A 13,243-nucleotide genomic window follows, 5' to 3' on the forward strand; every position below is an offset into this window, starting at 1 on the left:
CACCACGTTAACGACACCCCACCCACGGGTCAAATCGCGGCCAGGACGTCGGGCACCTCCGGGAGCGGCGGCAGCGGCACCTCGTCGTCGAGCCGGTGCGCGAGCTCCGCCAGGGCCCGCCGCAGCGGGCTCCTCGGCGCCACCTCGCCCAAGGTGCGGCCGGACAGGGCGGCCTCGTCGGCAGCCGGGTCCTCCGGCAGGAGCACGGCGTCCACCACCCCCGCGAACCGGTGCAGGACGCCGGCGACGCGCCGGGGAGCGGGCGCGCCCACCGCGGAAGCGCGCACCCGCGACAGCACCGCGAAGGCGGGGACCCCCGGGGCGAGTTCACCCAGCCGCTGCCACGCCCGGATCCAGCGCTGCAGGCCCACGGGGTCGGCGGCGCCCACCACCAGGACGGCGTCCGCCGCCTCCAGGGCAACGGCCGTGGAGGCGTCCCGGGAACCGTCCTCCTCCTCGTCCGAACCGCCCGGCAGGTCCACGACCACCCACTCCGCGACACCCGCGGCCACCTCCAGGACGCGGCGCAGGCCCACCGGTCGCAGCTCCGACCAGCGGCGCGGGTCGGGCGCTCCCGTGAGGACCGCCAGGTCCGGCAGGACGAGGGCCGCGTGGCGCTGGAGGACGCCGGCGTCCAGCCTCCCCTCGGTGGCCGCCCGGACGGCCGCGAGCAGGCCCGGGGCCTCGTCGAGGACGCCGAGCAGCTGCGCCACGCACGCTCCGCGGGTGTCCAGGTCCGCGAGCACCGTCGCCGCCCCGGTCGCGGCGAGCTCAGCGGCGAGGTTCACCGCCACCGTGGAACGGCCCGTCGAACCGTGCGGTCCCCACACCGCCACGGTGCGGCCCGTCCCCGCGGCCGCAGCGTCCGACAGGACCTGCTCCTCCGCGGTCCCCGGTGCGGGCGCTGCGGGGACGGCCCCGCCGCCGGGGTGCACCACCGCCTCGGCGGCGGCCGCGACCGCGTGGGCGAGCGCGGCGGGGTCCTCACCGGACCGCGCGAAGCCGCGAGCGCCCAGGGCCCGCCACCGGTGCTCGTGAGCGGTCCCCGCCTCGCCCGCGGGCAGCAGCACGAGGAGACCGACCCCGTGCCGCCGCAGCGCGTCGACCGCCTCGGCGTCCGCGCCGGGCAGGTCCGCCCCCAGCACGGCGGCGCGGGCGAGCCCCGCTCCCGCCGCCGCCAGCACCTCCGCGAGGTCGGCGCAGCGGCGCACCACGACGACCTCCCGGCGCAGTCCCTCCCACGCCGCCACCAGGCGCGCCTCCACCGGGCCGGGCACGGCGAGCAGGACGGGCAGGCTCACGAGCCCGCCCCCGCGCTACCGGGAACCGGCACGAGGACCACGTCGGCCTCGACCGCCAGGGCCCGCAGCACCGACGGCAGGACACCCCCCGGGACCAGCACCTCCACGTCGGCCCCCGCGGCGCCGGCCAGGGCGGACGAGCGCTGCCGCACGGCGACCACCTCGACGGCCTGCGCCAGCTCCTCCGGCCCGGGCCGCGCGCTCCCGCTCACCGGGCCGGTGAGCGAGCCGGCGGCAGCGGCACCGGTGTCCGCGGGCCAGACCACCCACACGTCCGCCAGCGCCCCGGTGCGCACCCCTTCCGGCAGCGCACCCTCCAGCGGCAGGCTGACCGCCCGGTCGACGAGGTCCACCGCGGGGGCGACGGCCGAGCGCGGCAGCAGCTCCCCGGCCGACAGCCCGCGCAGCGCGATCCACCCGGCGGCGGGCGGCTCTGCGGCGGGCAGGTAGGCCGCGCCCGTCGCCGCGTCCAGGGAGACCTGGACCACGCGCAGCTGCGCCGCGGTCAGGCTGCTCCCCGCCCCCACGGGGGCGGCCACCGCCCACACGCCCGTCGTGGCCCCGGCGGCCTGGACGGTCCTGGCGCCGAGGACCACCGAGCCGAGGACCAGGGCCACGCCCACCAGCAACCGGGGGTCGCGCCAGGACGGCGCCCGCAGCCGCCTGGCCCTGGCCGGCCGCGCAGCCGTCCCGCCCGAGCTGCCGCGACCCGCCACCGCGGTCGTCGGACCCGTCACCGTGCGCACCGCACCCCCCTGCCCCGCTCCGGGCCGTCCGGTCGCGTCCACACATGGTGGCCGGGTGGAGGACACCTCCCCCACCGTCGTCCACAGGTCACCCGAACGGTCCTGGGGTCGGCGGATCGCGTGCGAGGATGCGCCTCGCCGCCGCTCGAGGAGCGGCACCGCGCGACCCCGGAGAGGAGACACCGTGCCCAGCCGTTTCCTCCCGCTCGCCGACGTCGCCGAGATGCTGGCGATCTCCTCCGCCCAGGCCTACGCCCTGGTGCGCAGCGGGGAACTGCCGGCCATCAAGGTCGGCGGCCGCGGGCAGTGGAGGGTCGAGGAGTCCCAGCTCGAGGCGTACATCGCCCGCATGTACGAGCAGACCCGCGAGAGCGTGCAGGCCCCGCAGGGGCACCAGCCGCCACCCACCTGAACCCGGGGCCTCAGCCCAGGTCGGTGACGCTCAGCAACGACGCGAGCGGCACCGTCACCACCGCCTGCGGGTCCCGGCCGGGCGCGGCCACGTCGACGTGGTCGGCGCCGACCCTGACCAGCCGCCCGCGCACGTCCGCCGCGCGGGTGCGCACGAGCACCTCCACCCCCGCCGCCGCCAGCGCCCGCAGCGCCGCGCCGAGGGTGCGGCGCGCCGCCACCGGGCCGGGCTGAACGCTGCGCGGTGACAGCCCGCGCAGCGCGCACACGGCCGTGACCGGCACCAGCACCTGCCGCCGCAGCGGCGGGCCGGTCACCAGCAGCAGCCACCCCCGGCCGGCCGCACGCAGCCGCCCGCTGACCCACCCGCCGTCGGGCAGCTGCACCGACAGCTCGCCGTCACCGGCGAGGAGCCGTCCCAGCAGGTCGACCGCGGCGAGGTCCGCGACCCGCCGGTCGTCCACCTCGGCCTCCCGCTCCACCCGCTGCACGTGCGCGAGGCGGGCGTCGAGGTCGTCGAAGAGGTCGTCCCAGCGCACTCCTCCACGCTACGGGTGCTCACGGGCCGTCAGCCGCGCGCGGCCGAACGAGGGGTGTGAGCCGCCTGTGCTGGCCAAGGGGACGCCCAGTCGGTAGACAAGCCGCACCAAACAACAACAAACAGCACCCAGAAGGGCTGAAGGGCACCAAAGTGCAACGCTCAACCACTGGAGGCGTCCTCGCCGCCGGTCCGGCTCGCAGCCCCCGGGGTCAGGCCCTCACCGCCCTGGCGGTCGGTGCCGCGCTGGCGGCCCTGCCCGCCGGCGCGGCCTGGGGCCTCGCAGCGCTGAGCACGCCGGCGCTCGACGCCGCCCTGGACGGAACCGCCTCGTTCGCCGACCTGCTGACGGGCCTCTGCGGTGCAGCGGCGGCCCTGCTGCTGGCAGCCCTGACGGGCAGCGTCCTGCTCGCCGCCGGCGCCGAGGCGCGCGAACGCTCCCGCCGGCCCGGCCGCGCCTCCCCCGCGCTCGCGGCCACCACGTCGCGGGCGGTGCCCGCACCGGTCCGCCGCCTCGTGGCGCTCGCCGTGGGTCTCGCCCTCGGGACGGGAGCCGCCTCGGCAGCCTCCGCCGCTCCCCGGGCGCTCGACGCCGGCTGGGCGGCAGCGGCCCCGCAGCTGCCCGGCCACGCCGCGGACGCCGCGGACGCCGCGGACGCGCACGTCGTCACCGACCCCGGCTGGGCACCGCTGCCCGAACCGCGCACCGTCCCGGAGGTGCCCGCGGCCGAACTGCCCGGCGACGCCCGGCCCACCTCGTCCGGCGACGAGGTCGTCGTCCAGCGCGGCGACAGCCTGTGGTCGCTGGCTCGCTCGCTCACCGGCGCCGACGCCTCCGCGGGGGACGTCCTGCGTGAGCAGCAGCGCCTGTACGCCGCGAACGCCGACGTCATCGGCGCCGACCCCGACGTGCTGCTGCCCGGCCAGGTGCTCCGGCTGCCCTGAGCCGTCAGATCCCCGACCTCGTCCCCCCACGCCCCACCAGGAGACCCCGTGCCCGCCTCCGCGGCCCTGCTCGCCGACGCCCCGGTCCTCACCCGCCCCGCACCCTCGTCCCGGCTGCGCCGCTACCCCGTGCCGCCGGCCGCACCGCCCCTGGTGGGCGAACCCGGAGCGGTGGCCTCGGTGCTGACCCACCTGAGCCCCGACCAGGGGGTGCTCGAGCTGGACCTGCCGCGGCGACGGGCGGCGCGGGCGTCCGCGGACCTGCCGGAGGTGGGCGGGTGGACCCGCGACTACCTCGTCGTGCTGCTGGAGGTCCTCAGCGGCCACCGGCCCCCGCAGCAGCTGCTGCGCTGGTCCGCGGCCGACGTCTACACCGACGTGCAGCGGCGAGCGGTCCTGAGCGCGCGGTTGCGCGGCACCGCTCCCGGGCCGCGGCCGCGGGTCCTGCGGGTGCTGCCCTGCCCCGTCGGGGAGGGTGCGGTGGAGGTCGGTGCGGTCGTGCGCTCCGGCGACCGCGTGCGCGCCCTGGCCCTGCGGGTGGAGCGCCGGCACGACCGGTGGCGCGTCACCGCCCTGGAGGTGGGCTGACCGCGCCCGGGCAGCGGCCGGGACGCCGGCGGCCCGCCACCCCGGTGGGGCGACGGGCCGCCGGCCGAACCGGGGGTCAGTCGCGCTGCTCGCGGCCGGCGGCGCGCCGCTGCGCCCGGTTGCCCGTGGGGGCGTCCGTGCTCGAGGCGTCGCCCGCGTGCACCTCCACGTCGCCCTCCGCGGTGGGGGCGGTGTACTGCAGCTGCTGCGGCCGCAGCGGCTTCTCGAAGCCGGGCGCCACCGCCGAGGCACCGGCCTGCGGGGCCGGCTGGACCTGAAGGGAGAACAGGTACCCGACCGACTCCTCCTTGATGGCGTCGGTCATCGCCACGAACAGCTGGTAGCCCTCGCGCTGGTACTCCACCAGCGGGTCGCGCTGGGCCATCGCGCGCAGACCGATGCCCTCCTGCAGGTAGTCCATCTCGTACAGGTGCTCGCGCCACTTGCGGTCCAGCACCGACAGGACCACCCGGCGCTCCAGGTCGCGCAGCACCTGCGGGCCCAACTGCTCCTCCCGGGCGTCGTAGCAGGCCTGCGCGTCGGAGCGCATCTCCTCCAGCAAGCGCTCGACGGTGAGGTTGCCGCGGCCGCCGGCGGCCTCCACTACCTCCTCGGGCGTCACCGAGACCGGGTACAGGCCGCGCAGCGCCTCCCACAGGGCCTCGAGGTCCCAGTCCTCGCCGAAGCCCTTGCCCGTGGCCTGCACGACGTACGCGGTGACCGTGTCGTCGATGAAGTGGCGGATCTGCTGGTGCAGGTCCTCGCCCTCGAGCACCTTGCGGCGCTCGGCGTAGATGACCTCGCGCTGGCGGTTGAGGACGTCGTCGTACTTCAGGACGTTCTTGCGGATCTCGAAGTTGCGGCCCTCGACCTGCCCCTGCGCGCTCTGGATCGCCCGGGAGACCATCTTGGACTCGATGGGGACGTCCTCCGGGATGCCCGTGCGGGTCAGGAAGGACTCCACCAGCGCGGCGTTGAACAGGCGCATGAGGTCGTCGGTGAGCGAGAGGTAGAACCGCGACTCGCCCGGGTCGCCCTGCCGGCCCGAGCGCCCGCGCAGCTGGTTGTCGATGCGGCGCGACTCGTGCCGCTCGGTGCCCAGGACGTACAGGCCCCCGAGGTCGCGGACCTCGTCGTGCTCGGCCTTGACCGAGTCCTTCGCCCGCTCCAGCACCTCCGGCCAGGCCGCCTCGTACTCCTCCGGCGACTCGTCCGGGTCCAGGCCGCGCTCCTTCATGGCCGCCACGGCCAGGAACTCCGCGTTGCCGCCCAGCATGATGTCCGTGCCGCGGCCGGCCATGTTCGTGGCGACGGTGACCGCGCCCTTGCGCCCTGCCTGGGCGACGATCGACGCCTCGCGCTCGTGCTGCTTGGCGTTCAGGACGGTGTGCTCGACACCGGCCTTGGTCAGCAGGGCCGAGAGGTACTCGCTCTTCTCCACGCTGGTGGTGCCGACGAGGACGGGCTGACCCGTGGCGTGGTGCTCGGCGATGTCCTCCACGACCGCGGCGAACTTGGCCTGCTCGTTCTTGTAGACCAGGTCGGGCTGGTCCACGCGGATCGCCGGGCGGTTGGTGGGGATGGACACCACGCCCAGCTTGTAGATCTGCTGGAACTCCGCGGCCTCGGTCATGGCCGTGCCCGTCATCCCCGAGAGCTTCTCGTACATGCGGAAGAAGTTCTGCAGGGTGATGGTGGCGAGGGTCTGGTTCTCGTTCTGGATGGGCACGCCCTCCTTGGCCTCGATGGCCTGGTGCATGCCCTCGTTGTACCGGCGGCCCGCGAGGATGCGGCCGGTGTGCTCGTCGACGATGAGGACCTCGCCCTTGGGCGAGACGACGTAGTCCTTGTCCCGCTTGAACAGCTCCTTGGCCTTGACGGCGTTGTTGAGGAAACCGATCAGGGGGGTGTTGACGCTCTCGTAGAGGTTCTCGATGCCGAGCAGGTCCTCGACCTTCTCGATGCCCGACTCCATGATCCCGACGGTGCGCTTCTTCTCGTCGACCTCGTAGTCGACGTCGATCGTCAGGTGCCGGACGATCTTGGCGAACTCGGTGTACCACTTCGTCGGCGCGTCCGAGGGGCCGGAGATGATGAGCGGGGTGCGGGCCTCGTCGATGAGGATCGAGTCGACCTCGTCCACGATCGCGAAGTGGTGGCCGCGCTGCACCATCTCGGCGCTGCTCCACGCCATGTTGTCGCGCAGGTAGTCGAAGCCGAACTCGTTGTTGGTGCCGTAGGTGATGTCGGCGGCGTACGCCTCGCGGCGCTGCTCGGGGCGCATGCGCGAGAGGATGCAGGCGCTGCGCAGGCCCAGGAAGCGGTACACGCGCCCCATGAGCTCGCTCTGGTACTCGGCGAGGAAGTCGTTGACGGTGATGACGTGCACGCCCTTGCCGGTCAGGGCGTTGAGGTACGCCGGCAGCGTCGCCACGAGGGTCTTGCCCTCCCCCGTGCGCATCTCGGCGATGTTGCCCTGGTGCAGGGCGGCACCACCCATGAGCTGCACGTCGAAGTGGCGCTGCCCCAGCGTGCGGCGCGCCGCCTCGCGCACCACCGCGAACGCCTCCGGCAGCAGCTCGTCGAGCGTGGCGCCGTCGGCCAGGCGCTCCTTGAAGCGGTCGGTCTCCCCGCGCAGCTCGGCGTCGGTCATGGCGGTGAAGTCGTCCTCGAGCGCGTTGACCTGCTCCGCGATGCGGTGCAGACGCTTGACGACGCGGCCCTCGCCGGCGCGGAGGACCTTCTCGACGATGGCTGGCACGCGGCCAGTCTACCGACGACCCCCGCTCGCGGGTGCACGGACGGGTCCGGGCGGTGGCGCAGGGTCACTCAGCCTCGACGGAGAGCGCACGGACGCTCAGCCCACCCCGCCCAGCAGGCGCCGCACGTCCCGCGGCGGCACCACGCGCACCGGCTCCGGCGCGGGCGCCGCCACCCGGGCCCCGGCCAGCTCCGGCACCTCGGGCACCTCCGGCAGCTCCGGCAGCTCCGGCACCTCGGGCGGCGGACCCGCGGCGCCCTCCTCCAGGGCGGCGGGCACCTCCTCCGCGGGACGGGGCGCACCCAGCAGCAACCCCTGCGCCAGCGAGCAGCCCACCTCCTGCAGGAGCCGGACCTGCTCGGCGCGCTCGACCCCCTCGGCCACCACGCCCAGGTCCAGCGCGGCCCCCAGCTCGCACAGCGTGCGCACCGACGCCAGCGCGCGCGCACCGTCCGGCCCGTCCAGCTCCGCCACCAGGGAGCGGTCCAGCTTCAGCCCGTCCACCGGCAGCCGCCGCAGCGGCGCCAGCGAGGTCCCCTCCACGGCCCCGGCGAAGTCGTCCAGCACGACGCGCGCGCCCGTCGCCCGCAACCCGGCCAGGCGCGCGGTCACCACGTCCGGGTCGGCCCGCAGCAGCTGCACGGGCACGTCCAGCACCAGCGAGCCCGGCTCCAGGCCCGAGGCCGCCAGCGCGCGCAGCACGTCGTCGGCGCCGGAGCGCGACAGGGCGTGCTGCACCGACAGGTTGACCGTCAGCGACAGCGCCGGCACCTGCCGGCGCCACAGCGCCGCCCGCGCGCACGCCGTGCGCAGCACCCAGCGCCACAGCTCGTCCACCGCGGGCGAGCGCTCCGCACCCTCCAGGAAGGCCCCCGGCTCCAGCAGCCCCCGGGTGGGGTGCCGCCAGCGCAGGAGCGCCTCCACACCCACGACCGCACCGTCGGCCAGGCGCACCAGGGGCTGGTACAGCAGCTCGAACTCCCGCTGCTGCACGGCCCGCTGCAGGTCCTCCTCCAGCTGTCGGCGCAGCGCGTCGGCGTCCCGCATGCCCGGCTCGAAGACCACGACCGCGGCCCGCGGCCGCCCCTCACCCGCGGCGGCCGAGCGTCCCTGCTCCTTCGCCCGGTACATCGCGCTGTCGGCGCGGCGCAGCAGCTCGGGCGCCCCGGCCCGCCCGTCCGCGACGGCCAGGCCGATGCTGGCGCCGACGCGCACCGAGCGCCCGTCCACCTCCACCGGGGCCGTCAGCTCCGCGCAGATCCGCTGCGCCAGCCGCCGCGCGGCCCCCTCCGGGGAGTGGGCGCGCACCACGACGGCGAACTCGTCGCCGCCCAACCGCGCGGCGAAGTCGTCCCCGCGCAGGCAGCGCCGCAGCCGCCGCGCCACCCGGCCCAGCACCTCGTCGCCCGCCGCGTGCCCCAGCGAGTCGTTGATCGCCTTGAAGCCGTCCAGGTCGACGAACAGCACCGCCGCGCCCAGGCCGTCCTCGGCGGAGGCGCGCAGGGCCACCTCCAGGTGGCGCAGGAGCGTGGGGCGGTTGGGCAGGTTCGTCAGCGAGTCCGTGGAGGCCGCCTCCACGGCGCGCACCGTGTCCGCGTGGCTCAGCGCCGTGCTGGCGTGCTCGGCGAAGGCGCGCAGCACCGTCGCCCCCACCGCGTCCAGCGGCTCCCCGCCCGTCTCGACGACCAGCGCCCCCACGGCCCGGCCGTTGATGTGCACCGCCGCGGCCGCGGGCCGGCCGGCACCGCCGACCGCGACGCCGAGCCCGGCGAGCTCACCCGCGGCCCCCAGCGCGCGCTCCGGTGCGATCGCCGGGTCGCCGACGGCGGCCACCACGCGCATGCGCATCTGCGAGCGGGGGTCGGCCAGCACGAGCGAGACCGGCCGCGAGTCCAGCAGCTCCGAGGAGCTGGCGGCGATCTGCAGGAGCAGCTCCGGCAGGGGGCGGCGCCCGGCCACCGCGCGCTGGAAGCGCACCGAGGTGGTCAGGACCTGCTCGCGCTGGGCGAGCGCCTGCTGCAGGCGGGTGCGCTCGGCCGCGCCCCGGGCGCCCTGCTGGCGCAGCCACCGCTCGCGCTCGCGGCCGTGCCGGGCGAGCACGACCAGCCCCAGCAGGCGCGCCACCAGCTGCACGACGCGCAGCTGGGCGGGGTCCACGGCGGCGTCGCCGGCGCGCGCCACCACGACCCGCACGCCGGACAGGTCGGGCACCGGCACCACCGCGGCGCGCACGCGCCCCAGGCCGGGGACGGCGAAGGTGCCGCCGCCGTCGCGCACGACGCGCGCCAGGCCGCGCTCGGGGAGCACCTGCCCGCCCAGGCCCACGCCGCCGTGGACGTGGCCGCCCTCGCAGACGGCCACCACGTCGGCGTCGACGAGGTCGGCCACGACGGCCGCCGCCCGCGTCAGCACCTCGCGCTCGTCCTCGCCCCCGGACAGCTCCGCCAGCACGTGCTCGAGCAGCTCACCGGCCCGCTCGACCCGCCCGGCGGTCACTTCGGAGACGTCCACGGCCACTGTGTCGGCCGTGCCGCGGGTCACGTTGAGCCGATCACCCCGACGTGACCCGAACGCTCCACGGCCCTTGACAACCCGGTCGCCAGGTCCCCGCGCTCCGCGACCGCCACGGACTCCAGACCCAGCCAGCGCGCGAGGTCCGCCAGCTCCGCGGCGAGCTCGTCCACCGCGCCCGGCGGGGCGCCGGGTTCCGCCCACGCCGCCTGCACCCGCAGCACGCCCCGCGGCGCGGCCCGGTCCGCCTTGAGGTCCACCCGCGCCGCGATGCGCTCGCCCAGCAGGAACGGCAGCACGAAGTACCCGTGCACGCGCTGCTCGCGCGGGACGTAGAGCTCCAGGCGCAGGGTCGTGCCGAACAGCTCCTCGGTGCGCGGGCGGTGCCACACCAGCGGGTCGAACGGCGTCAGCAGGGCCCGGGCCCGCACCCGCGGGGCCCGCGCGCCGACGTGCCGGTACGCCGGCCTGCGCTGCGCGGAGGGCCACCCGCGCACGTGCACGGGCACCAGCTCCCCGGCCTCCACCAGCTGCGCGACCGCTCTGCGGGACTGCTCCGGGCGCAGCCGGAAGTAGTCGCGCAGGCTCGGCTCGCCCGCCACCCCCAGCGCTCGCGCGGCGATCGAGACCAGGCCGCGCACCGCCTCCTCCGGGTCCGGGTCCGGGGCGTCGGCCACCTGCGGCGGCAGCACGCGCCCGGTGAGGTCGTAGCAGCGCTCGAACTGCCGGGTGCGGCCGGCCGCGGAGATCGCCCCGGCGAAGAAGAGGTGCTCCAGGGCCCGCTTGACCGCCGACCAGTTCCAGCCCCAGTGGTCCGTGGGCCGCACCCCGCCGGGGGCGAGCGCGGCCTCCACCTGGCGCGCCGTCACCGGCCCGTGCGCGGCCACGTGCGCCAGGACGGCGTCCACCAGTTCCGGGTGCTCCACCGCCACGCTGCGCACGCCGCCCCACGCGTCGTGCGCGGCGCGCTCCATCCGCCAGCGCAGCAGCCGGTGGGTGGACGGCGCCACGAACGAGGCCTCGTGCGCCCAGTACTCCACGAGCCGGCGCGGGCGCCGCTGCGCGGCGCGGTCCACCAGCTCTCGCGGGTACGGGCCCAGCCGGCTGAAGAAGGGCAGGTAGTGGCTGCGGCACAGCACGTTCACCGAGTCGATCTGGACGACGCCCAGGCGTTCGACCACGCGTGCGACGTGCGCCGCACCGGGGGACGCGGGCCGCCGCGCGGCGAAGCCCTGCGCCGCCAGGGCCGCGCGGCGCGCCTCCGCGGCGGAGAGCTCCTCCACCGCGGGCGGCTCGGGCGCCGGGGTCAGGACAGCTCCACGATCTTCTCCCGCACCGCGTAGACGACCGCCTCCATGCGCGAGTGCAGCTGCAGCTTCTCCAGGAGGTTGCGCACGTGGTTCTTCACGGTGTTCTCGCTGATGCCCAGCTCGCCGGCGATCTCGCGGTTGGCCATGCCCCGCGCCAGCAGGCGCAGCACGTCCAGCTCCCGGGGGCTCAGCCGGGGAGCTCCCACGACGCCGAGGCTGCGCTCCTCGTCGCGCCGCCGCATCGCGGCGAACTCGCCCAGCAGCATCCCGGCCATCTTCGGGGTGATGAGGGACTGCCCGGTCACGACCGCGCGCAGGGCGTCGGCGACCTCCTCGGCGGGCACGTCCTTGAGCAGGTACCCGTTGGCGCCGGCCCGGACGGCGGCGAACAGGTCGGCCTCCTCCTCCGAGGAGGTGAGCATGACGATGCGGGTGGACGGCGCCACGGCCTTGATCTCGGCGCACGCGTCGATGCCGGAGCGGCGCGGCATCCACACGTCCATGAGCACCACGTCGGGCAGGAGCTCCTCGACCCGCCGCACCGCCTCGGCACCGTCGGCGGCCTCCCCCACCACCTCGATGTCGTCCTCGGTGGACAGGACCATCTGCAGGCCGCGGCGGAACAGGGAGTGGTCGTCGACGACGACGACGCGGATCGCGTCGGTCCCCGCCTGCGGGCTGCTGCTGGGCACCGGGTCTCCTCCTGACGGCGGCGGGCGCGGACCCGCCGTGCGGGGATCCTGGCACGCCGGGCCGCCCCGCACCGCTCGTGGCGCGGCCACGGGCCGGCGGGGAACCCCCGCCGGCCCGTCGCACGGGTGCGCCTCAGCGCAGCGCACCACCCCCCGCGGCCGACAGCGCGCCGTCGGAGGAGGCCGACCCCGCACCGTCCTCGTGCACGTCGAGGTGGATCACGCCGTAGTCCCAGCCCCGGCGCCGGTAGACCACGCTGGGGCACCCGGAGGCGGCGTCGACGAAGAGGTAGAAGTCGTGGCCGACGAGCTCCATCTCGTACAGCGCCTGGTCCAGGGTCATCGGGCGGGCGTCGTGCGTCTTCTCGCGGATGACCACCGGCGAGGCGTCGGCCGCGTCGTCCACGGCGTCCACCGAGTCCTGCGGCGGGTGGGAGTCCGCCATCACCGCGGGCGTGGGCACCTCGAGGTCGGCGGACGGCCCGGGAGCCGGCCGCGCGGCCGCACCGGCCAGCACCTCGTCGCTCAGACCCGGTGCGGCCGGCTGGCGCACGCTCTCGGGGCGGCGCCGGCCGTGGTGCACCTTGCGGCGGTCCCTGGAGCGCCGCAGGCGCTCCATGAGCTTGGTCGTGGCGAGGTCGAGCGCGGCGTACGGGTCGTCCGCGCAGGCCTCGGCGCGCACGACCGGCCCCTTGTCGCGGACGGTGATCTCCACCCGCTCGCAACTGGCCAGCTGGCGGCGGTTCTTCTCGTGGGACACCTCCACGTCGACGCGCTGGGCGCGCGGCGCCAGCTGCGTCACCTTCTCCAGCTTGGCCTCGACGTGCTGCCGGAACCTCTCCTTGACCTCGGTGTGCCGTCCGGTGACCACAACTTCCACGGGATGCCTCCCTCGCTCGCTGGCGGCGCCGGCCGAGGGGCCGGCCCGCCTCGGACCGTCACCTCGTGCCGTGCACCACCCCCGGGGGGAGGGCACGCACAGGCAGCCTCCGGGGGCTGGTCGCACCCGACCGCCGCGCGCACCCACCTGCGGGCACGGCACGGGACGGGACCGGCGGGACGCCGGGTCCGGCTGCCATGCACCAACGCTAGACCCCCCACCCCCGCTCTGCCCACGCGTGCCGCGCCGCCGCCTGCGGATCCGCACCGCCGGCAGCGGGCGGGCCGGGTGCGCCGGGCGCTGCGGCGGCGGTCAGGCACGCCACGCCGCGCACGTCGGCGCCCGCGGCGCGCAGCGCCCGCACCGCCTCGGTCGCGGTGGCCGTGGTGGTGACCACGTCGTCGACGACCACGCAGGGGCCCACCGGCACCGGGCCGCGCACGGCGAAGGCGCCGGCGACGTTGCCGCGACGCGCACGGGCGCCGAGCAGCGCCTGGTCGGCCACGCGGCGGCGCACCCGCAGGGCGCGCACCACCGCGGCCGGCCGGCCCGCCGACCGC

General features: G+C 76.6%; 11 protein-coding genes and 1 pseudogene. 3 read left to right on the forward strand and 9 right to left on the reverse strand.

Annotated features, from left to right (window positions below):
- Nucleotides 1-29: 29 nt before the first annotated feature.
- Together V9U69_RS19030 and V9U69_RS19035 are read right to left on the reverse strand one after the other, a co-directional pair.
- The gene (locus V9U69_RS19030) at nucleotides 30-1,301 is read right to left on the reverse strand and encodes an AAA family ATPase (protein ID WP_337063469.1); all 1,272 of its coding nucleotides are present in this window, start codon (nucleotides 1,299-1,301) and stop codon (nucleotides 30-32) included.
- Nucleotides 1,298-2,038 carry an SAF domain-containing protein gene (locus tag V9U69_RS19035; protein ID WP_337063470.1) on the reverse strand — a complete coding sequence of 247 codons (741 nt, stop codon included), beginning with the start codon at nucleotides 2,036-2,038 and terminating at the stop codon, nucleotides 1,298-1,300. Before V9U69_RS19035 ends, V9U69_RS19030 begins: the two co-directional genes overlap by 4 nt.
- Before the next feature lie 193 nt (nucleotides 2,039-2,231).
- Here V9U69_RS19035 and V9U69_RS19040 point away from each other — a divergent pair, with 193 nt between their 5' ends.
- Nucleotides 2,232-2,459: a helix-turn-helix domain-containing protein gene (locus tag V9U69_RS19040; protein ID WP_337063472.1), complete on the forward strand. Its 228-nt coding sequence runs from the start codon at nucleotides 2,232-2,234 to the stop codon at nucleotides 2,457-2,459.
- Between the two features lie 10 nt (nucleotides 2,460-2,469).
- Here the strand turns inward: V9U69_RS19040 and V9U69_RS19045 are convergent, their stop codons facing one another.
- Nucleotides 2,470-2,997, reverse strand: a complete 528-nt coding sequence (locus V9U69_RS19045) for a hypothetical protein (protein WP_337063474.1) — start codon at nucleotides 2,995-2,997, stop codon at nucleotides 2,470-2,472.
- Nucleotides 2,998-3,149: 152 nt separating this feature from the next.
- Between V9U69_RS19045 and V9U69_RS19050 the strand changes: the two genes are divergently transcribed.
- Both V9U69_RS19050 and V9U69_RS19055 read left to right on the forward strand, forming a co-directional pair.
- Nucleotides 3,150-3,941 (forward strand): LysM peptidoglycan-binding domain-containing protein, encoded by a 792-nt coding sequence (locus V9U69_RS19050; RefSeq protein ID WP_337063475.1) that lies wholly within the window; start codon nucleotides 3,150-3,152, stop codon nucleotides 3,939-3,941.
- Between the two features lie 48 nt (nucleotides 3,942-3,989).
- Entirely contained in the window at nucleotides 3,990-4,529 is a 540-nt protein-coding gene (locus tag V9U69_RS19055) for an Rv3235 family protein (RefSeq protein WP_337063477.1), read from the forward strand.
- Between the two features lie 76 nt (nucleotides 4,530-4,605).
- Here the strand turns inward: V9U69_RS19055 and secA are convergent, their stop codons facing one another.
- The 6 genes and pseudogenes from secA to V9U69_RS19085 form a co-directional block, all read right to left on the reverse strand.
- Nucleotides 4,606-7,290, reverse strand: coding sequence for a preprotein translocase subunit SecA (secA, locus tag V9U69_RS19060; protein WP_337063478.1), 2,685 nt, complete (start codon nucleotides 7,288-7,290; stop codon nucleotides 4,606-4,608).
- Nucleotides 7,291-7,386: 96 nt separating this feature from the next.
- Nucleotides 7,387-9,801, reverse strand: coding sequence for a putative bifunctional diguanylate cyclase/phosphodiesterase (locus tag V9U69_RS19065; protein ID WP_337063479.1), 2,415 nt, complete (start codon nucleotides 9,799-9,801; stop codon nucleotides 7,387-7,389).
- Between the two features lie 26 nt (nucleotides 9,802-9,827).
- Nucleotides 9,828-11,084, reverse strand: coding sequence for a winged helix-turn-helix domain-containing protein (locus V9U69_RS19070; protein WP_337063480.1), 1,257 nt, complete (start codon nucleotides 11,082-11,084; stop codon nucleotides 9,828-9,830).
- A gap of 23 nt (nucleotides 11,085-11,107) precedes the next feature.
- A complete protein-coding gene (locus tag V9U69_RS19075) occupies nucleotides 11,108-11,803 on the reverse strand; it encodes a response regulator transcription factor (RefSeq protein ID WP_337063481.1) in 696 nt (231 codons plus the stop codon).
- Nucleotides 11,804-11,936: 133 nt separating this feature from the next.
- The gene (gene hpf / locus V9U69_RS19080; RefSeq protein ID WP_337063482.1) at nucleotides 11,937-12,683 is read right to left on the reverse strand and encodes a ribosome hibernation-promoting factor, HPF/YfiA family; all 747 of its coding nucleotides are present in this window, start codon (nucleotides 12,681-12,683) and stop codon (nucleotides 11,937-11,939) included.
- 208 nt (nucleotides 12,684-12,891) lie between these two features.
- Nucleotides 12,892-13,243 (reverse strand): annotated as a pseudogene (locus V9U69_RS19085) (hypothetical protein); the annotation flags it as partial.

It is taken from the genome of Kineococcus sp. G2, from assembly GCF_037154035.1.
Taxonomy (GTDB): Bacteria; Actinomycetota; Actinomycetes; order Actinomycetales; family Kineococcaceae; genus Kineococcus.